At 69.5% G+C, this 16470-nt stretch carries 19 protein-coding genes and 1 tRNA gene; 5 read left to right on the forward strand and 15 right to left on the reverse strand.

What is annotated here, in order from left to right; all coding sequences use genetic code 11:
- On the reverse strand, nt 1-485 hold a 485-nt coding region (locus tag LG396_RS24920; RefSeq protein WP_018834895.1), incomplete at its 3' end, for a YajQ family cyclic di-GMP-binding protein.
- 185 nt (nt 486-670) lie between these two features.
- Between LG396_RS24920 and LG396_RS24925 the strand changes: the two genes are divergently transcribed.
- Nucleotides 671-752 (forward strand) — tRNA-Tyr (locus tag LG396_RS24925).
- Nucleotides 753-915: 163 nt separating this feature from the next.
- On the opposite strand, the gene LG396_RS24930 is transcribed toward LG396_RS24925, so the two are convergent.
- The 14 genes from LG396_RS24930 to LG396_RS24995 form a co-directional block, all read right to left on the reverse strand.
- Nucleotides 916-2283, reverse strand: a complete 1368-nt coding sequence (locus LG396_RS24930) for a tyrosine-type recombinase/integrase (protein WP_225796470.1) — start codon at nt 2281-2283, stop codon at nt 916-918.
- A 51-nt stretch (nt 2284-2334) separates the two neighbouring features.
- Nucleotides 2335-2523, reverse strand: coding sequence for a helix-turn-helix transcriptional regulator (locus tag LG396_RS24935; protein ID WP_225796471.1), 189 nt, complete (start codon nt 2521-2523; stop codon nt 2335-2337).
- A 436-nt stretch (nt 2524-2959) separates the two neighbouring features.
- Nucleotides 2960-4435 (reverse strand): AICE element replication initiation protein, encoded by a 1476-nt coding sequence (locus LG396_RS24940; protein ID WP_225796472.1) that lies wholly within the window; start codon nt 4433-4435, stop codon nt 2960-2962.
- A gap of 2 nt (nt 4436-4437) precedes the next feature.
- Nucleotides 4438-5274 carry a bifunctional DNA primase/polymerase gene (locus tag LG396_RS24945; RefSeq protein WP_225796473.1) on the reverse strand — a complete coding sequence of 279 codons (837 nt, stop codon included), beginning with the start codon at nt 5272-5274 and terminating at the stop codon, nt 4438-4440.
- Nucleotides 5271-6011, reverse strand: a complete 741-nt coding sequence (locus LG396_RS24950; RefSeq protein ID WP_225796474.1) for a DNA methylase — start codon at nt 6009-6011, stop codon at nt 5271-5273. The genes LG396_RS24945 and LG396_RS24950 overlap by 4 nt, the downstream gene beginning before the upstream one ends.
- A gap of 89 nt (nt 6012-6100) precedes the next feature.
- Nucleotides 6101-6571, reverse strand: coding sequence for a hypothetical protein (locus LG396_RS24955; RefSeq protein ID WP_225796475.1), 471 nt, complete (start codon nt 6569-6571; stop codon nt 6101-6103).
- Nucleotides 6572-6585: 14 nt separating this feature from the next.
- Complete coding sequence (locus LG396_RS24960; RefSeq protein ID WP_225796476.1) at nt 6586-6780, reverse strand: hypothetical protein; 195 nt, start codon at nt 6778-6780, stop codon at nt 6586-6588.
- Complete coding sequence (locus LG396_RS24965; RefSeq protein WP_225796477.1) at nt 6777-7052, reverse strand: hypothetical protein; 276 nt, start codon at nt 7050-7052, stop codon at nt 6777-6779. Before LG396_RS24965 ends, LG396_RS24960 begins: the two co-directional genes overlap by 4 nt.
- A 142-nt stretch (nt 7053-7194) precedes the next feature.
- A complete protein-coding gene (locus LG396_RS24970) occupies nt 7195-9423 on the reverse strand; it encodes a cell division protein FtsK (protein WP_225796478.1) in 2229 nt (742 codons plus the stop codon).
- 82 nt (nt 9424-9505) lie between these two features.
- Nucleotides 9506-9889 (reverse strand): RRQRL motif-containing zinc-binding protein, encoded by a 384-nt coding sequence (locus tag LG396_RS24975; protein WP_225796479.1) that lies wholly within the window; start codon nt 9887-9889, stop codon nt 9506-9508.
- Nucleotides 9889-10911, reverse strand: a complete 1023-nt coding sequence (locus LG396_RS24980; RefSeq protein ID WP_308190123.1) for a DUF2637 domain-containing protein — start codon at nt 10909-10911, stop codon at nt 9889-9891. The genes LG396_RS24975 and LG396_RS24980 overlap by 1 nt, the downstream gene beginning before the upstream one ends.
- A complete protein-coding gene (locus tag LG396_RS24985; protein WP_225796480.1) occupies nt 10908-11249 on the reverse strand; it encodes a hypothetical protein in 342 nt (113 codons plus the stop codon). The genes LG396_RS24980 and LG396_RS24985 overlap by 4 nt, the downstream gene beginning before the upstream one ends.
- The gene (locus LG396_RS24990; protein WP_225796481.1) at nt 11246-11692 is read right to left on the reverse strand and encodes a Pycsar system effector family protein; all 447 of its coding nucleotides are present in this window, start codon (nt 11690-11692) and stop codon (nt 11246-11248) included. Before LG396_RS24990 ends, LG396_RS24985 begins: the two co-directional genes overlap by 4 nt.
- Nucleotides 11689-11955, reverse strand: coding sequence for a DUF6284 family protein (locus LG396_RS24995; protein ID WP_225796482.1), 267 nt, complete (start codon nt 11953-11955; stop codon nt 11689-11691). The genes LG396_RS24990 and LG396_RS24995 overlap by 4 nt, the downstream gene beginning before the upstream one ends.
- Nucleotides 11956-13058: 1103 nt before the next feature.
- On the opposite strand from LG396_RS24995, the gene LG396_RS25000 reads away from it, so the two are divergent.
- The 4 genes from LG396_RS25000 (at nt 13059) to LG396_RS25015 (ending at nt 16405) form a co-directional block, all read left to right on the forward strand.
- The gene (locus LG396_RS25000; RefSeq protein ID WP_225796483.1) at nt 13059-13391 is read left to right on the forward strand and encodes a GntR family transcriptional regulator; all 333 of its coding nucleotides are present in this window, start codon (nt 13059-13061) and stop codon (nt 13389-13391) included.
- A gap of 158 nt (nt 13392-13549) precedes the next feature.
- Nucleotides 13550-14797: an NsdA family TPR-like regulatory protein gene (locus LG396_RS25005; protein WP_225796484.1), complete on the forward strand. Its 1248-nt coding sequence runs from the start codon at nt 13550-13552 to the stop codon at nt 14795-14797.
- Between the two features lie 336 nt (nt 14798-15133).
- The gene (locus tag LG396_RS25010) at nt 15134-15523 is read left to right on the forward strand and encodes a DUF2255 family protein (RefSeq protein ID WP_018834898.1); all 390 of its coding nucleotides are present in this window, start codon (nt 15134-15136) and stop codon (nt 15521-15523) included.
- An 81-nt stretch (nt 15524-15604) separates the two neighbouring features.
- Complete coding sequence (locus LG396_RS25015) at nt 15605-16405, forward strand: SAM-dependent methyltransferase (protein ID WP_225796485.1); 801 nt, start codon at nt 15605-15607, stop codon at nt 16403-16405.
- The last annotated feature ends 65 nt before the right edge of the window (nt 16406-16470 follow it).

A 16470-nucleotide genomic window follows, 5' to 3' on the forward strand; every position in this document is an offset into this window, starting at 1 on the left:
CGGTAGTTGACGAACTGCACGGCGAAGTCGAGGTCCTTGCCCTTGAGGAGGGAGATGACCTCCTGGAGCGAGTCCCGGCTCTTTGAGGTCACGCGCAACTCGTCACCCTGCACCTGCGCCTTGACCCCTTTGGGCCCCTCGTCGCGGACGATCTTCGCCAGCTTCTTGGCGTCGTCCTGGGAGATGCCCTCCTTGATGGTGGAGTACAGCTTGTACTCCTTCCCAGACGCCTGCGGCTCCCCCGACTCCAGCGCCTTCAGCGAGATGCCCCGCTTGACCAGCTTGGACTGGAAGATGTCCAGCACGGCCTTGGCCCGCTCCTCGGCGTTGGCCCGGATCTCGATCCGCTCCCCCGACCAGGCGATGGCGGCGCCGACGCCCTTGAAGTCGTAGCGCTGCGAGATCTCCTTGGCGGCCTGGTTGAGAGCGTTGTCGACCTCCTGCCGATCGACCTTCGAGACGATGTCGAAACTGGAGTCGGCCATCTTCGGTGCGCTCCTCGTGCACTGGTTCCCTGATACCGCACCCCGGTCCCCGGGGCCGTGCCCCAGCCTAGCCACCCCACCCGACCCACGAGCCCCACAACCGAGTGGCGGACCACCCCCGGCCATCGGGTATGGTTTACGACGTTGCCGGACGGCCCCAGCGGCCGGACCGGGCGACATCCCCAGGCGGTGTGCCCGAGTGGCCAAAGGGAGCAGACTGTAAATCTGCCGGCTCAGCCTTCCCAGGTTCGAATCCTGGCGCCGCCACACTCACGAAAAGGGCCCGTGACCAGCGCGAACGCTGTCACGGGCCCTTTCGTATGCGCACTCCACTGGTGAGACCAGTTCACCCCGGATTGCCCCGGTGTGTCTCACCCAGTCTCGCGTCCTGACCAGCCGCTGTGGGGCAGGTGTGGGGCAGCCCCACGGCCTACCGCGCGGCTCGTAGCGCAGTTTCGATCCTGGCGTTCGCCGTGGCTGCCGAACCGTCCAGGCACTTTGCGTAGACGCGGAACAGCACGGCGACGCTGTGCCCTGCCCGCTGGGCTACCTCCTGCGGCTCCACACGGGAGCTGAGCCACGTGGACACGGCGGCGTGCCGGAGGTCGTATGGTCGCTTGGCCAGCAGGGAAGCGCTCTGTGCGGGCGTCAGGGCCCGGCTGCGGGCCTCCGCCCACACCTCGCCGTACCCGGTGTCCTGGATGAGCCCACCGCGCTGCGTACGAAACAGCCGACCGTCCGAAGCGACGCCGTACGCGGTGATGTGCCAGCGCAGCAAGGCGACGAGTTCGGGTGGGATAGGCACGACCCGGACCGCCTTCCGGGGCCGGTGCTTGAGCCCGCGCTTGTCGTGCGGGCGCCCGGTATCGGTCCAGGCCGACCCCGAGCGCGGGCGCGTCTCTCGCAGCCGGAGAGCTCCCCAGCCACGGCGAGGAAGGTCGCAGTCCTCGTACCGCAAGCCGATGACTTCGGCCGGACGTGCTGCCGCGTAGTACATGCAGCCGAAGAAGGCCACCAGGCGCCGGCCGCGCGGACTTTGGGCCCGTACCGCGTCCAGCAGAGCAACGGCGAGTCGCGGATTCGGTACGCAGGCCGGATCCACTTCTTCTTCGACCTGTTCCGGGGCCTTCCACTGGATTTGGTCGAGTGGGTTGCTCGCCAACCGCTCGCCATCAACGGCGTATCCGAGGGAGTTGTAGAAGATGGCCCGCTTCCGCCGGATCGTGCTGCCAGCCGCCGTCGTGCCATCGAGCTTCTTCGTCAACGCGTCGAGCGCATCACGGGCGTGCATACGGTCGGCCAGTGCCGAGACTGGCAGCGACTTGCGCTCAAACCAGTCGAGAACCTTCGCCACGTCGGACGGAGGTTCCTCCTGCCACCGGTTCTTATTGAAGGCCCAGCCGTACAAGGCCGCTCGTACAACTCTTGCGTCAGCCATGCCCTTGGTCTCCTTCACCAGCGCGGGCGTGACGGTGGCCATGGCTTCCGCGAGCGTGCGCCTGGTCGATCCTGGCGAGTGCGGCCACTTCATGGCGATGTAGTCGCGAGCGTGGTGATACCAACTCACGTCCTTCTGCCGCCGCAGCTCACCGACCGGCAGGCCGGTCGTTTCGTCAAAGGGCTCGCCTGCGTGGAGCGCCCGGAGCAGTTCGGCCCGACGCCCTTCGGCAAGCGTCTTGGTCCTGAAGGTCTGAGAGTGAGCCGTACCGCCGGTTTTCCAGCGCAGCTCTGCGGAAGCCTGGCCCCGGTCCTTACGCTGCCGGACCGACCAGACACGCACGTCGTACGTCGTCCCCATCGGGGCCCTTTCTTGCAAACGGGGCCCGGCGAAAGCCGGGCCCCGTGGTGGTCAGTACGCCGGGGTGTCGAGTCCGTTCCACCAGTCGTCCAGGTCGCTGCGCCGGCACCGCAGGTGACCGTTCGGGAGCTTGACGAGTCGAGGTGCCTTGCCGCGGGCGCGCATGCGATAGAAGGCGGCGCGGCTCATGCCGATCTCGGTGAGGACTTCGCGGAGCTTGAGCATCTGGGGGCGTGCCATGGGGTGGCCTCCTTGGCGGGGCTCGTTCCTGTCCGAAGTGCGGATTTCTGCGTCACTGCGTCATCTGCGTCACTTGTGGGGCCTGACCTGCTGGTTTGGGGTGACGCAGGGCTTCGAGGGTGCGTCACCGGTGACGCACGGCTGCGTCATCCGGTGACGCAGGTGACGCGGGGTGACGCAGGATTTGCCGTCCTGCGTCACTGGCGTTGCGGCAGGTCACCGGGCGTTTCCGGTCTGTGGGTGACGCAGGTGACGCAGCGTTCTTCTCTTCGGACAGAAGGAAGGGAGATGTCTGTACGGGGTGCGTTGTGGTCAGAGCGTGAAGAAGGAGCCGCTTCGCGGCGCGACCCTCGGGCGGCGGCAAGCCGCCGAACAGCAAGAAGAGCACCCGCGGCGTGGTGCTCTTCTTGCTTGCGAGCCGCCGCCGCGGCGGCGGTCAGTGCATCTGCTCTTGCTGGTGCGGGGGCGGCGCGGTGGGGCGGGTCATCTCGATGTAGCGGGCCTTGTTGATGCGTCCCCAGTCGATGAGGACGCCGCGGGCGGCGAGGGTGGGCTGAAGGCGCTTGAGGCGGTCGGAGAGGACCTTTCCCGTGGTGGGCCACCCCTTGGGCAGGGGACGCAGTTCCTCGCCCGTGTACAGGCGCGTGAGGCAGTGCAGCCACTCGGCAGACGTCATCCGCTCCTCATCACCCGGCGCCAGGCCGGCGGCGTGCTGGAGGACGGTCTGCGCGAGGAGGTCGCCCTCGATGACGTCGTCGTTGAGGTCGTCCAGGCTCGCCCGGTACGCGCTGAGAGCTCCCAGCCCGGTTGCGGCGTCGAGCTGCGCGCACAGGTGCGCGAAGTCGGCCATCCGCAGGTCCGTGGGGATCTCGGCTTCGGCCGCGCGGACCTGAACGGTGAGGTCCAGCAGCGAGCCGAGGATGACCGGCAGCACCTCGCCGAACTCCGCCCACAGTTCCGCTTCGGTGCGCCGGGTGCGGGGGCGTTCGAGGCGGAGCGGAAGCAGCCGCTCGGCGAGGTCGGGCCGGATGACGCCCACGTCGATACCGGTCAGCAGCAGCGGCCGGCGGTAGCGGGCGCGGAAGACGTCGCCGTCAGTCCACAGGGCCCGCTTGATGGTCTCGGCTCCGGTGACGATGCAGCACATCAGGTCGGACAGATCCGGAGCCACGTGCGAGAGGTTGTCCAGCGCGGTGACCCATCCGGCGGCCACCGCCGCGATCAGGTTCTCTTCGTCCTTCGGGGCGCGGCGTAGGTCGGCGCTCATGCCCTCGATGATCCGCACGAGCATCCGCCCGCCTGTCGACTTCCCCGCGCCCTGCGGGCCGGTGAGGAACGGGGCGGGGACGGGCACGGACGGCTCTAGGCAGCCGATGAGCCAGGCCACGGCCAGGCATTCGGTCTCGGCGGTGGCGAAGTTGCACAGCCTCAACAGCAGGTCGATGCCCTTCCCGTCCGTGTCCTTCGTCGGCAGCGGCAGCTCGCCGGTGAGCTGGGTGCGGCGCCAGCACACCTCTGCCGGGTCGGGGGTGAGGATGTCCCAGCCGGTGCGGTGGATGCGGACGGACTTGCCGTCGTTGCGGCCCAGGTCCAGCCACGTCGCGCCGTCGAATCCCGGCGCGACCCGGATGTGGACCTGCTGTACGTCCTGGCTCATCGCCAGGGCCTCGATCAGGTCCAGCGCCTCTTTGAGCGCGGTGCCGTTGAACGAGCCGTATCCGTCGCGGAACAGGCCGACCATGAGTTCCTGGCGGTGGCTGCCCGAGGTGCCCTGAGAGCGGATCGGGCGGGCCACGGGGTGGCCGTTGCGCTGCGCGTACACGGTGCCGTCGGCGGTGCGGAAGTACCGGAAGTGCTCCTGCGCGTAGTCCGTGATGATCGCGCGTGCCGGTGTCTTGTCGTCCTCGGACATGGCTACAGTCCCAACTTGGTGCGGGCGTTGGTCCATGCGTCGGTGCAGTGCCGGACCGTCTCGCCCTTGGCCTGTGCGGCGGTAAACAGCCGCGCGACGTGCGCGTCGGTGAGGCAGCCGCACCCGCCGTGCACGGACAGCACGGCCAGAAACGTGCCGTAGACCGTCGCGTGCACCGCGCTGGACGCTTCGGCGATGCGCTGCACGCCCATCGCGATACCGCGCTCCAGGAACGCAGGCGTGCGGTGCCGGCACGGGCCCTTTCCGCCCGGCACAGCCACGACGACGGCCCCCGCCGGGCGGGCCGGGGGCGGCTCCTTGGCGGCCAGTGCGCGCACCGCGTCCGGCAGCGTCGTCATGGTGCCGGTGCCGAAGCCGAGCCAGCGGGCGTAGGCCATCGTGGATTTGATGTCGACGCCGGGCCGCACCGCGTTGGCGGACTGCATCCGCCCGAGGTAGAGCCAGTGCTCCCCCCGCGTGGTGGGCACGGTCTGAGTCGTCGGCAGGCTCTCGCGGGCCCAGGCCACGGCGTCGGCGTCGTCGAGGTCAACGACCGTGAGCCCGGCCCCGCCCGGGTGATAGGCGACCGCAGCCGCCTGCACCCACGCCCGCCGCCAGATGCCGGAACTGATCACGTCCCGGTCGGTCGTGGCGGCAGCCCAGGCATGGCACGGCGCCGGGCAGGTGCAGGGGCCGGGCGTCTTCATGTTCGGCCGGCCGCCGCACGCGTTCCCCGCGCAGCGGCGGCAGTTGCCGAACGGCACCTTCCCCACCCGAAGGGGCAGGACAGGGATGCCGGATGCGGCAAGTCCGAGGGCGGCAGGAAGGTAGTCGTTCATGCCGCCTCCCCCAGACGGCCGGCGTTCACCAGCGCGTACGCGGCGCGGCCGATGAACTCGCCGTATGCCGGGGGGATGGCTTCGGTCAGTTCCTCGCGCACGTCGGTCCAGTCGATGCCGAGGGCCGCTTGCAGCTCCGGGACGGTCGGTTTGCCGCCGCCGTTGCCGTAGGCGGCGACGTAGGGGCCGTCGTAGAAGCGGCCGTGCCGGTAGCCGCGCACCCGGCCCCGATGCGGCACGTGCGCCGGCCGCTCGATGCGCCAGCCGCCCAACTCGAAGTTGCGGTGCCGGATCACCCCGAGACCGAACATCTCCCCGCACAGCGTCAGATCCTTGCGGATCTCCGCGCGGCCGTTGGGCTGCTCGATCACGTACGGCAGACCGGTCTTGTCGAGCAGTTCACGGGTGGGCGCCACCAGGTCGACGTGCGTGCCGCCCCATCCCTGGGACTGGTTCGTGCCGACGGTCAGCGAGCAGCCGTGCTGGCAGGGTGGGGAGGCGTGCACGAACGAGTACCGGCGGATCTCGCCGGTGGCGATCAGGTGGGCGAGGTAGCTCAGCGCGTCGCCCTGGTGGTAGGGGAAGGGGTAGTTGGGTCGGTCGGTGATGTCGCAGCCGCGCACGTCGAATCCGGCGCGGGCGTAGCCCGTGCCGGCGCCGCCGGCGCATGAGAACAGGTCCAGCAGTAACGGCCGGAACGTGGCCGGCACTCGCCGAATGTCCGTGGGTTGGGTCATGCTGGAGTCCTCCAACGGGTCCGATTGGGGCTGGTTGGCCGGGGCGACCGCGTGTCTTTGGCGAGATCGGACGGTCGCCCCGGGCGTGCCTAGCCGTGGAAGTGGCCGCGCTTGAACACGGCCTTACGGATGTGGACCGTGCTGCCGCGTCGGCCGTCGGCGATGGTGCGTACGGGCATGCGCCAGGCGAGGACGGCGAGCGCGATCCACATGACGGTGCCGGAGCCGAAGCCGGCGGCAGCGCTGATGGCCTGGCCGATGCCCCAGCCGACGCCGGCGGACGCCGCGCCGCCGCCGACGCCGGCGGCGAGGAACCGCTGTGCGATGGGGTCCAGCAGCGGGAGCGGGGTGAGGTCGCGCGGTTCGGGGCGGACGATCGCGGGCGGGGCGAGGTGCTTGGGCATGGGGACCATGCGGCCGTAGGCGTCCGGCACCCACACCACCGGTCCGCGGTCGGCGGCCAGTTCCACCGCCGCGGGTCCCGGCGCGTACAGGTCCACCGATGCCGGGTCGTACGCCGATGCGGTCGGCGGGCCCGGCCGAAGGACGGGTTCGTTCATGGCGCTGCCTCCTGTCAGGTGCCGATGTCGCGGACGGCGTCGGCGAGCGCGGTGACGAGTTCGTTGACGGTGGGCGCGGCGTCGGTGCCGGCGACGTAGAAGCCGAACAGGGCGGCGACGACGGCAGCCCCGAGGGTGACCGAGCGCATCTTGAGCGCGGCGAGCACGGCCACACCGAGGATGAGCACGAGGGAGAGGCTGACGGTCATCGCGTGACCTCCGTGCGGGACTGGTCGGTGCCGGCGCGGTGGATGCGGGCCCAGCGGTTGTAGAGCCAGCGGCCGGTGCGTATGCGGCGGCCGGTGGCGCGGCAACGGCGGCAGTCCCGGCCGCGCTTGGGCCGTCCGCGGCGGGTGGTGCGTACCGCGTAGCCGAAGCCGCGGCACTTGCGGCAGCGGCCGAACGGGCTCAGCCAGCACTTACCGCAGTAACAGAGGGTGACTAGCGTCAGGCAGGTGAAAGCGAGTAGGGGAAGGCTCATGAGGTGCCTCTCAGGCAGGGTTTGAAGGGTTTCCGCAGGTGAGTCGCTGTTCGCTAGCTTCCTGATCAGGTGCGGTTTTGGTCGCTAGCGGGGTCGCTTGCGCAAGCGACGGGCGATGCTTGCGCAAGCGACTCCGGGGGACCTATCCGGCGTCCCGCTTCTTGTTGCGCTCCGTAATCGCGGCGGTGAGGTCGTCGCGCTTGATGCCGCGCTTGTTGACCGTCTTGCCGTCGATGCGGCGGCTGATCTGTTCGGTGGCCACGCCGAACGGCTTGAGCGCGGCGGTGAGCGCTTCGGCCTTCGGCTTGGCGTCCAGCTCAGACCACGGCCCGTAGGTCTCGGGGCGCAGGTCGGCCAGGCGGTCAACGAGGGTTTCGGACCACACCTTGGCCTCGCCCTTGCCGAGGACGGCCGCGACGTCGTCCAGGATCGTCGCGGACACCTCCGGCGCGGGTGCCTCGCCGGCCGCGTCGCCGGTCAGGGTGCCCTCAGCGTCCCGCAGAGCGGCGGCGCGGGTCAGGATGCGTTCGGCGTCGCGGCCGTCGGCGAGGTAGGTGCGCACGATCCCGGAGTCGTCGGACATGCCCTTGAGCAGGCCCACACCCTTGTGGGACTTCAGCAGCTTCGACGCATCCAGACCCTCCGAGTACGAGCCCGCACCGAGGATGGTGTCCGAGACCTGGTAGGCGCCGACCCGCAGCGCGAACCGGGCCTGGTGCTGGTCGCGCAGCTCCGAGGGGCACGCCTTGTCGTCCGGCTTCTGCGTGGACGTCATCACCGACACCCCCACGGCGGGGGCGACCCGGGCGAGGTAGACCAGCAGAGACAGGATCTCCTTGCCGTGCTCGGGGTGCTGCAGGTACTCCTGCACCTCATCGATCACGAACAGGGTCAGGGGCATGTTCAGCTTCTTGTCCCGGCTGATCTCCGGGGTCAGCTTGCCCTCCGGGCAGATGTGCAGCGGCAGCTCAGACAGCCGGTGGTAGCGGTCCTCGACGTCCGCCTTCAGCTCCCGCAGCGAGGTCAGCAGGTGCACCACCGGGTCGAACCCGTCCTTGGGCACGATGCCGAACGCGATGCGGTGGGCGACCTTGGTGAACTTGCGCCAGTCCGGCGATGCCTTGCCGTCGAACACGTACAGCCGCACGTACGGGTCCAGCGCGGCGGCCAGCGCGATCGTGCGGGCGGAGAACGTCTTGCCCTGCCTCGGCACCGCGCCCACCAGCAGCGACAGCCACAGCATGGTGGCCATGACCGGGTTGCCGCGCTCGTCCACACCCCACGGGAACGGCTTCCAGAAGTCCACCCGCGTCGCCCCCAGCAGCGGCGACTTGCCCGACGGCACGGCCAGCGGGTCACGGTCGGCGATCCAGTACGACACCCTGCGCTCACTCGACTCGTCCTTGTCCAAGAAGAGCTGAGTGGCCGCGATGTCCATACCCGACGCGAGCTTGGTGTGAGCGTTGAGCGCGTCCTTGAAGGACTTGCCGTAGGGCAGATCGACAATCACGCGCCAGCCGTCGCCGTCACGGCCGATCGGCCGCGGGAACGCGATCGTCTGGTCTTTGCTGGTCAGACCCGCAACCTCGTGTGCCCGGATGACGATGTCCGAGGACAGCTTGCGCTTGCGGAACGTCACCTTGGCCCTGTCGATCAGCGGCCGGTCCGCCGGCGCCCCCGCCACCCCGAGCGTGGTCGTCAGGGCGGCGATGGACAGCAGCAACAGCCACGACGGCGCCATGACGTACACGGTCATCGCAGCGGCCAGGCCGATGAAACCGGCGAGCGTCGCCACGATCCCCCGCAGCCTGACCCGGTCGTTGCGCTGCCGCGACAGCCTCAGGTACTCCGCCGCGTCCTCATCGGCCACGGCCGCAAGCCGCAGCGACTTGCCCTCAGCGTCGAACACCCACCGGCCAACCGACGTCGACCAACGCCACGCGCCACGCGGCGCGTACGCGCAGATCTTCGGCGTGTAGACCAGCGGCAGACGGACCGCGTGATAGCCAGCCACAGCCGAGTAGTGCCGCACCGCCCACTTGCGCACGGCCGTGCGCTGGTCGGGGAGCTTCACCCAGTCCGGCAGCACCGGCAACCGGGCCTTGTCCTTGGCCTGCATCCACTCCGCGACCGACGGCGGGTAGACCTCCCGCGGCGGGTCGACCGGCGCCCCGTCGCTCAGCCCCTCGGCCTCCGGGTCGTCGGTGTCGGGCAGTTCGGCCTCCCACTCCCCGGGCTTGACCGCCCCCTCGCTCGGGGCGTCCGGGGCGGGATCGGTCGTCTTCTTCAGCGGGAACGGCAGCACGTTGGCCGCCGGCTGTTCCACGCCGTCCGGGTCCCCGGCGGGCGTGAACATCGTCGTCTCGGTCACGATGTAGCTACTCCTTCGGGAGTCGACGGGTCCGGCCGGCTTGCTGTGGAAGGTCGACCGGCCGGACCCGGGATTCGGGTGTTCAGGCAGCGCGCTGTTCCTCGGGGTAGGCGCAGGGCACGCACATGCCGAGGGAGCGGGGGATGCAGTACCCGGCGTCCTTGCCGCATTGCGGGCAGGTGCGGCGGGCGAGCATCGCCAAAGCGAGCGCGGCCCACTTGCGGGAGGTCATCGGCCGTACCGGCTTGGCCAGGTCGCAGCGGTACAGGTACGCCACCCGCACCCCACCGCGCCGGCAGTTCGCGCGCATGACCTGCGCGGCGATGTCCTGCCCGCCCGGCCGCAGCCCGCGGGCCCGGAGCTGACGACGGGTCGCCAGGCCATCCGGCGCGAAGCGCCACGGGTAGGTCGGGATGCCGTAGCGCACCCCCTGCGGGTCGTAGCACTTACCGAACGCGGCGGACATCAGGACGCCACCGGTTCGTCACGGGCCTCGTGCAGGCGGGCACTGATCCAGCCCACGGACCAACCGGTGTGCTGCGCGATCTGCCGAACGGAATGCCCAGCAGCGGCCCCGGCACGCACCGCCTCCAGCGCTTCGCCCTCGTTCATCTTCGCCACCACGGCGGTGTTCACCGGCTTGCGCCCGGCCACCCCATTCGGCTTGGCGAGACGTTCACGCCCGGCAGCCTCAGCGCGTTCACGAGCCTGCCGTTCACGGTGTTCACGCTGCTCGCGCTCCACCTGTTCACGACGCTTCCGCTCAGCGCGTTCACGTTCCTCACGGGCCGCTTCGTAGGCGCGCTGTTCGGCCCGCTCCCGCTCTTGGCGTTCCAGCTCCTCACGACGCAGCCGCGCCTCATGCTCGCGCTGCTCACGCCGCTCTGCGGCCTCCCGCTCCGCGCGCTGCTGCTCCAACCGCTCTGCGTGCTCACGCTGTTCACGCTCGCGCCGTTCAGCGTCGGCCTGACGCTGTTCACGCTCGCGCCTCGCAGCCTGTTCACGCTGCTCGCGCTCGTGGCGTTCACGCTCGCGCTGCTCACGCTGTTCACGCTCGATGCGTTCAAGCGCGGCAGTGATCGCCCGGCGGTAGGCAAGACCGGCTTCGGCGGTGACGATGAGCAGCGTGGGCGCGACCGCGTGAACGGCCACCCCCACCGCATCGCCATGCAAAGCGGAATGCCCGACGTTCAGAGCCAGGGTCATGATCCCGGTCAGCCAGCGCAGGACCGCCGGCCACCGGCCCGCCGTCCCACCCAACCGCGCAACGGTGGAGTCCAGCCGCACCACGATCACCACGGCCGCGTCGACAACCAGCGGCAGAATGGGCGCGGTCCACTCCCAGCCCTCCGGGGCGACACCGCGAACCAGCGGCGTCACGGTCAGCACCGAGAACAGCATCGCGCCCATCGTGATGCCCCACGTGCCCACCGACAGCGTGCGCTCAGCCGACCGGATCTGCCCCGGGCTCATCGTGGAGAAATTCATGCCGCACCCCCCACCAGCTCAGGCACGGGGGCGTAGGCGAAGAGTTCCACCTGCGCACCGGCGTACTCAGCCAGCACGCGCAGCACCCGGGTACGGCCGTCGGCCTGGAGGTTGAAGGTCACCGCGCCCGTGTCAACACCGAGCGCATCACGCCACGCCTCGAACGCCGCGAAGCTGTACCGCTCGTCCTCGTCGCCGTGAAACGACAGCTCCAGCCGCCTCGGGAAGACGGTCGACACGTGCACATCCGGAGCGGGCAAGTGCGAGAAGTCAGCGGCCAACAGGCGCAGCGCCCGCACCGCCACCGACAGCCCGTCCACCGTCAACGCCCGGCTCATGCGGCACCTCCCAGCGTGAGCAGCGCAGCGGTGAAGAAGAACGCGCCAGCGGTGCGGATCAGGTCGACAGCACGGCCGACCGCTTTGAACTTGACCAGCGCGATGCGGGACAGGTTCGCGATGTCCGCGGCCTGGTCATCGGGCAGCCGGCTGCGGATCTCGTCCGGGGTGAGGGTGGCCCACAGCGGGAAGCCGTGCCCGCCGTGCGTGTTCGGGCGTACCGCCCGCAGCAGCAGCGCGACGGCGACCACCAGCAGCCCGACACCCGTTCCGCCCAGGACGCCGGCCTGGACGGTCAGCGGCGCGCTGCTGCCGACCGTCCAGGCCCCCGCGAGGACGGCGGCGATGAGCGCCAGTAACAGGCTCGCCTTGGTGTCGATACGGGCGATCTCCGCCTTCACCTCCGCATGAGCGGCGGCAAGGCTCGCCTCCCGGGCGCTCATGCCGCACCGCCCGCCATGTCGGTGGTGCGGCTGTTGGCGAGCGTGCGGCGGGCGGTGAGCATCCGGCGGCGGGCCCGGCGCAGACGCCGGGTGTCCAGCTCGCCCGGCACCCGGTCCAGGACGGTGATCTGCGCCTCCAGGTAGGCGACTTCCGCGTGGATGACGGGCATCTCGGCTTCGATCGCGTCCAACTCCGCCGCGGTCGGCTCACGGCCGGACGTGTCACCGGAGTCGGCGACTTCGGGTGCGGCAATACTGTTCATGGGTCGTTGTCCTTTCACGTGGGACGGCCCGACAGCACCCCCGGAGATGCCCCTCCGGGGGTGCGCGCCGTGTGGGTGGAGAAACGGCAACCGGCCGCCGAAGCGCGGGCCGTGGTCGTCGTGCTGAGCGGGAACGGGGTGCCCCGGGCGGGATTCGATCCCGCGCCCTCACGGCGTGGATGCCGGGGCTTTCGAGTAACCGGGCCGGCGGGTGCCGGGCCCGGGGTCAGGACTGGTCGGTCAGGTGTGCAGCGTCCGTCTGGGCGGTGCGCGCCTGTTCCTGTGCCCAGGCGAGTTCGCTGCCCGTCATGGGCGGGTCCGCGCTGGCGATCCACGCGCTTACGGACTCGCCGTATTGCTGCGAGTGCTCTGCCGCCGGGTCAGGCGTGTACCCGGCGCCCGCGGTCACCCGCGACCCCGTGCACGTACGTCGTCCTCGGACCGCTTGTTCGCGTCCTTGACCTGCCGCGAAAGCTCTTCGCGCTCCGCTTCTGTCAAACTCGTGACCACAGGTGCCTCCAACACAGGTGCCTGTGGCACGGCCCTGGGGTGCCACCCGGGGCCGTGCACTTTGGTGCCGGACCTTCCGACTCCCCGCGCCCCCGACCGTCCCCCCGCCGCATCTGCGGGCCGGGGTACGGGCGGGAGAGGCAGCCGGCCGCGACGGACCGGGCTCCGGTCCGCCCCGGCGAGGTCACAGCGGGCGTGACCATCGGCCACGCGGTCCGTCTTTTCGAGAGGGGCTGACGGGGCCCGCGATCTTTGCCCTTGTCTCACCTGCGCGCGTGGATCACGTGTCCGCCCCGGTGAGGGGCGGCATGTCTCGTCTCCGCGGAAGAGGTGCGTACGAGTCGCACAGGCAGGGCCTACGGCTTGTCGCTGTTGCCTGATCCCGGGTGACCAGAGGACGCCACCTGTACGACGCCCCTCCGCAGATCTCTTGCTCGGAGGCGCCAGCGCGTCATGGCTCCGGGTGCATGTGTTCAGTTGACAAGGTCCTCGGGCTTGGACCCGATTGCTGACTAGCTTGCACTAGTCTGCTGTGGTGCACAACCCTCATGCGGTGATGCGCGCTAGTTCGCTGTGGTGGGTACCCTCAGAGCATGGCTGTCACAGGAGGACCCATCCCGAAGGCGGTGCAGGTCGCAGACGCGCTCCGCAAGGACATCGCGAAGATGAAGGCCGGCGACAAGCTCCCGTCGCAACGCGAGTTGATGGAGCGCTTCGGATTCGCGAGCCAGACCATCCAGAACGGGCTAGCCGCACTCCGGGCCGAAGGGGCGATCGTCTCGGCCGGAAACCTCGGCAACTTCGTCAGCGACGGGGCGCCCACCAGCGACGTACGTGACGAGATCAAGGAAATCCGCTCCCAGGTTCAGGCGTTGACCGAACGGGTCGCAGCGCTCGAAGAGGGCTCCGCTCCGGGTGGTTCGTGATCTGCAACCAGCATGCGAGGAACGGGAGTTGTGAGGTAGCTGACACCTAGGGGGCGGCGGAGCGGAGGTGGGGACATGTCCGGTGACACCCCCCTGTCCCCTTCCCTGTCGCCCCCACACGCGAGAGACACTCGGGATAGGCACCCAGAGGAGGGCGCATGACCGACGACAGGCCCACGTGGGCGCGGCGCATCGCCGCGGAGCGTGCAGCGCGTGACTGGTCTCAGCGGAAGGCAGTCAGGGCACTGCGGGCGCACGCTCCGTCGGAGCTCCCCGCGGAAGACAGCATGATTCGCCAGTGGAAGCGCTGGGAGTCGGGTCAGATGCCAAACGAGTTCTACCAGCCAATCATCGCCGCCACATTCGGCACGGTGACGCACGCCATTTTCCCCGCACCTTCACGACGCGACGGAGAAAGCGAGATCCTGGCAGCAACCGGCATGGAAACACTAGAAATCGTCAGTCGGCTAGGAAAGTCCGATGTCGACAATGCGACGCTCGACGCACTGAGGATCACGGCCGACCGACTCAGCTCTGAGTACCCGTACATGCCGAGCGAACAATTGCTCATCGAGGGGCGGCAGTGGCTACGCCGCGTTGTCGAACTCCACAAGAAAAGTCTTACGCTCGCCCAGCACCGAGAGGTTTTGGCCCTCTCCGGTTGGCTCGCTCTGCTTGTCGGCTGTGTCGAATACGACACGGGGAATCGTCACGCCGCTGAAGCCACAAGGGGCGCTGCCCTATCCCTCGCGAACGAGGCCGACAACGCCGAGGTGGCCGGGTGGGCACACGAGATGCGGGCGTGGTTCGCCCTCACGACCGGTGACTATCGTGGCGTTGTTGCCGCAGCGCAAGCAGGGGCTGAAGCGGCGCCACACCACGGCGTGGCGGTTCAGCTCGCTGCCCAGGAAGCCAAGGCGTGGGCCCGCCTCGGGGACAGGCGACAGGTTGAGGTTGCTCTGGACAAGGGGCGGCGGATGCTCGAAGGGATGCCGCACCCCGAGAACCTGGACAACCATTTCGTAGTGGACCCTTCAAAGTTCGACTTCTATTCGATGGACTGCTATCGGCTGGTCGGCGAAGACAAGCTTGCCCGCACACTGGCTGAAGAAGTCTTGAGGGCGGGGACTGATTTCGACGGCCATGAACGGTCACCAATGCGCAATGCAGAGGCTCGCGTCACCCTGGGAGTCACGGCAGCACGTGAAGGCGACTTGGAACAGGCATTGGTTATGGGGGAACGAGCCCTCGAAGGTGATCGGAAATCTGTCCCGTCGCTCATCATGACCAGCCGTGAATTGGCCGCAGAGATGCGACGGCGGTACAGCAAGGAAGCTGGCGCGCAAGACTACCTGGCACGTCTGGACGCGCTGGCGCGGGAGAAGCCCGGGTTCATGCCACGATGACCCGGGTGGGGCAGGTGTGGGGCAGACACCAGCCGACGCCGGAGAACAGCAGGTCAGGGGTGCTTTCCACGGGGGACTGTAAATCTGCCGGCTCAGCCTTCCCAGGTTCGAATCCTGGCGCCGCCACCATCCTGAGTAGGGCCCGTGACCAGCGTGAATGCTGTCGCGGGCCCTTTCGTGTGCCCGTCGGCGGCTGGATTGCCCCGGTGTGCCGCATCCTGCGCCGCGAGCTTCACCGCACACCCGGTCGGCTTGGGTGGGAGTGCGGGGGTTTGTGCACTGGGCTAGGTTCCGCACTGACGGGCTGTTCTCGGGGGCGTGAGACGAGGAGCGGTTATGGCGGCGTGGACGGCTGAGGAGTTGGAGCGGATCGGGACCGCGGAGGAGTTGAATCTGCAGTCCCTGCGCGGTGACGGCAGTCTGCGGGATCCCGTGACCATGTGGGTCGTGCGTGACGGGGACGACGTCTACGTGCGGTCCGTGAAGGGCTCGCAGGGGCCGTGGTTCCGGGGGACCCGGGCGCAGTTGGCCGGGCATGTGCGGGCCGGTGGGGTCGACAAGGACGTCGCCTTCGTGGATGTGGCGGACGGGGCGGACGGGGGTGACCTCACGCCTCGGGTGGATGCCGCGTACCGGGCCAAGTACGGGCGCTACCCGGACGACATCTTCGGCAGCGTCGTGACTCCGCAGGCCCAGGCCGCCACCATCCGGCTCGTGCCGCGCTGACCGGGGCGGGCGTCTCGTCGCGAGCGCGCCGGCGGGGATACCTTGTGCGCACTGCTCGCGTGCCGCAGAGGGGTGGCTGCCATGGGAGAGAACCACGCGCTGGTCGACGACTCGGTGCCGCATTCGGCGCGGATCTGGAACTACTGGCTCGGCGGCAAGGACAACTACGGGCCCGACCGCGAGGTCGGCGACCAGATCGCCGCCGCGAACCCCCAGATCGTGGAGATCGCGCGGGCCCAGCGGGGGTTCCTGAAGAGGGCCGTGCGGTGTCTTGCCGCCGAGCACGGGGTGCGGCAGTTCCTCGACGTCGGCACCGGGCTGCCCACCGCCGACAACGCCCACGAGGTCGCCCAGCGCGTCGCCCCCGGGTCCCGGGTCGTGTACGTCGATCACGATCCGCTCGTCCTCGCGCACTCCCGTGCCCTGCTCGCCTCGGCGCCCGAGGGCGCCACCGACTACATCGACGCCGATCTGCACGACCCCGACGCCATCCTGGCCCAGGCGCGCAAGACGCTGGACCTGAGCCGGCCCGTCGCGCTCGTGCTGCTGGGGACCATCGCGCACGTCACCGACGACACCGCGTACGGCATCGTCGGGCAACTGATGGCGGCCCTGCCGGGGGGCAGTTTCCTCGTGCTGTGCGACGACACCGAGGTCGTCCGGCCGGACGCGATGCGGGAGATGATCCGGCAGTGGAACGAGGCCGGTGAGAATCCCCGTGTCAACCGCAGTCCCGCCCAGCTCGCCCGGTTCTTCGACGGGCTGGAGATGCTGGAGCCCGGGCTCGTGTCCGTGTCGCTGTGGCGCCCCGAGGCCGCCGACGTCGGCGCCCCCGCCGCCGTCGACGATTTCGGAGCGGTGGCCCGTAAGCCCTCGCTATAGGCTGCCCGCACACCTGTTCCTCGTGGAGGGAGCCGCCGCCGTGATCGACACCACCGTCACGCGCC

The organism is Streptomyces aculeolatus (assembly GCF_020400605.1).
Lineage (GTDB): Bacteria > Actinomycetota > Actinomycetes > Streptomycetales > Streptomycetaceae > Streptomyces > Streptomyces aculeolatus.

Excerpts from the sequence above, each read along its gene's own strand:
- LG396_RS24930 (WP_225796470.1), bottom strand. The coding sequence starts at position 2,283 with ATGGGGACGACGTACGACGTGCGTGTCTGGTCGGTCCGGCAGCGTAAG.
- LG396_RS24935 (WP_225796471.1), bottom strand. The coding sequence starts at position 2,523 with ATGGCACGCCCCCAGATGCTCAAGCTCCGCGAAGTCCTCACCGAGATC.
- LG396_RS24940 (WP_225796472.1), bottom strand. The coding sequence starts at position 4,435 with ATGTCCGAGGACGACAAGACACCGGCACGCGCGATCATCACGGACTAC.
- LG396_RS24945 (WP_225796473.1), bottom strand. The coding sequence starts at position 5,274 with ATGAACGACTACCTTCCTGCCGCCCTCGGACTTGCCGCATCCGGCATC.
- LG396_RS24950 (WP_225796474.1), bottom strand. The coding sequence starts at position 6,011 with ATGACCCAACCCACGGACATTCGGCGAGTGCCGGCCACGTTCCGGCCG.
- LG396_RS24955 (WP_225796475.1), bottom strand. The coding sequence starts at position 6,571 with ATGAACGAACCCGTCCTTCGGCCGGGCCCGCCGACCGCATCGGCGTAC.
- LG396_RS24960 (WP_225796476.1), bottom strand. The coding sequence starts at position 6,780 with ATGACCGTCAGCCTCTCCCTCGTGCTCATCCTCGGTGTGGCCGTGCTC.
- LG396_RS24965 (WP_225796477.1), bottom strand. The coding sequence starts at position 7,052 with ATGAGCCTTCCCCTACTCGCTTTCACCTGCCTGACGCTAGTCACCCTC.
- LG396_RS24975 (WP_225796479.1), bottom strand. The coding sequence starts at position 9,889 with ATGTCCGCCGCGTTCGGTAAGTGCTACGACCCGCAGGGGGTGCGCTAC.
- LG396_RS24980 (WP_308190123.1), bottom strand. The coding sequence starts at position 10,911 with ATGAATTTCTCCACGATGAGCCCGGGGCAGATCCGGTCGGCTGAGCGC.
- LG396_RS24985 (WP_225796480.1), bottom strand. The coding sequence starts at position 11,249 with ATGAGCCGGGCGTTGACGGTGGACGGGCTGTCGGTGGCGGTGCGGGCG.
- LG396_RS24990 (WP_225796481.1), bottom strand. The coding sequence starts at position 11,692 with ATGAGCGCCCGGGAGGCGAGCCTTGCCGCCGCTCATGCGGAGGTGAAG.
- LG396_RS24995 (WP_225796482.1), bottom strand. The coding sequence starts at position 11,955 with ATGAACAGTATTGCCGCACCCGAAGTCGCCGACTCCGGTGACACGTCC.
- LG396_RS25000 (WP_225796483.1), top strand. The coding sequence starts at position 13,059 with ATGGCTGTCACAGGAGGACCCATCCCGAAGGCGGTGCAGGTCGCAGAC.
- LG396_RS25005 (WP_225796484.1), top strand. The coding sequence starts at position 13,550 with ATGACCGACGACAGGCCCACGTGGGCGCGGCGCATCGCCGCGGAGCGT.
- LG396_RS25010 (WP_018834898.1), top strand. The coding sequence starts at position 15,134 with ATGGCGGCGTGGACGGCTGAGGAGTTGGAGCGGATCGGGACCGCGGAG.
- LG396_RS25015 (WP_225796485.1), top strand. The coding sequence starts at position 15,605 with ATGGGAGAGAACCACGCGCTGGTCGACGACTCGGTGCCGCATTCGGCG.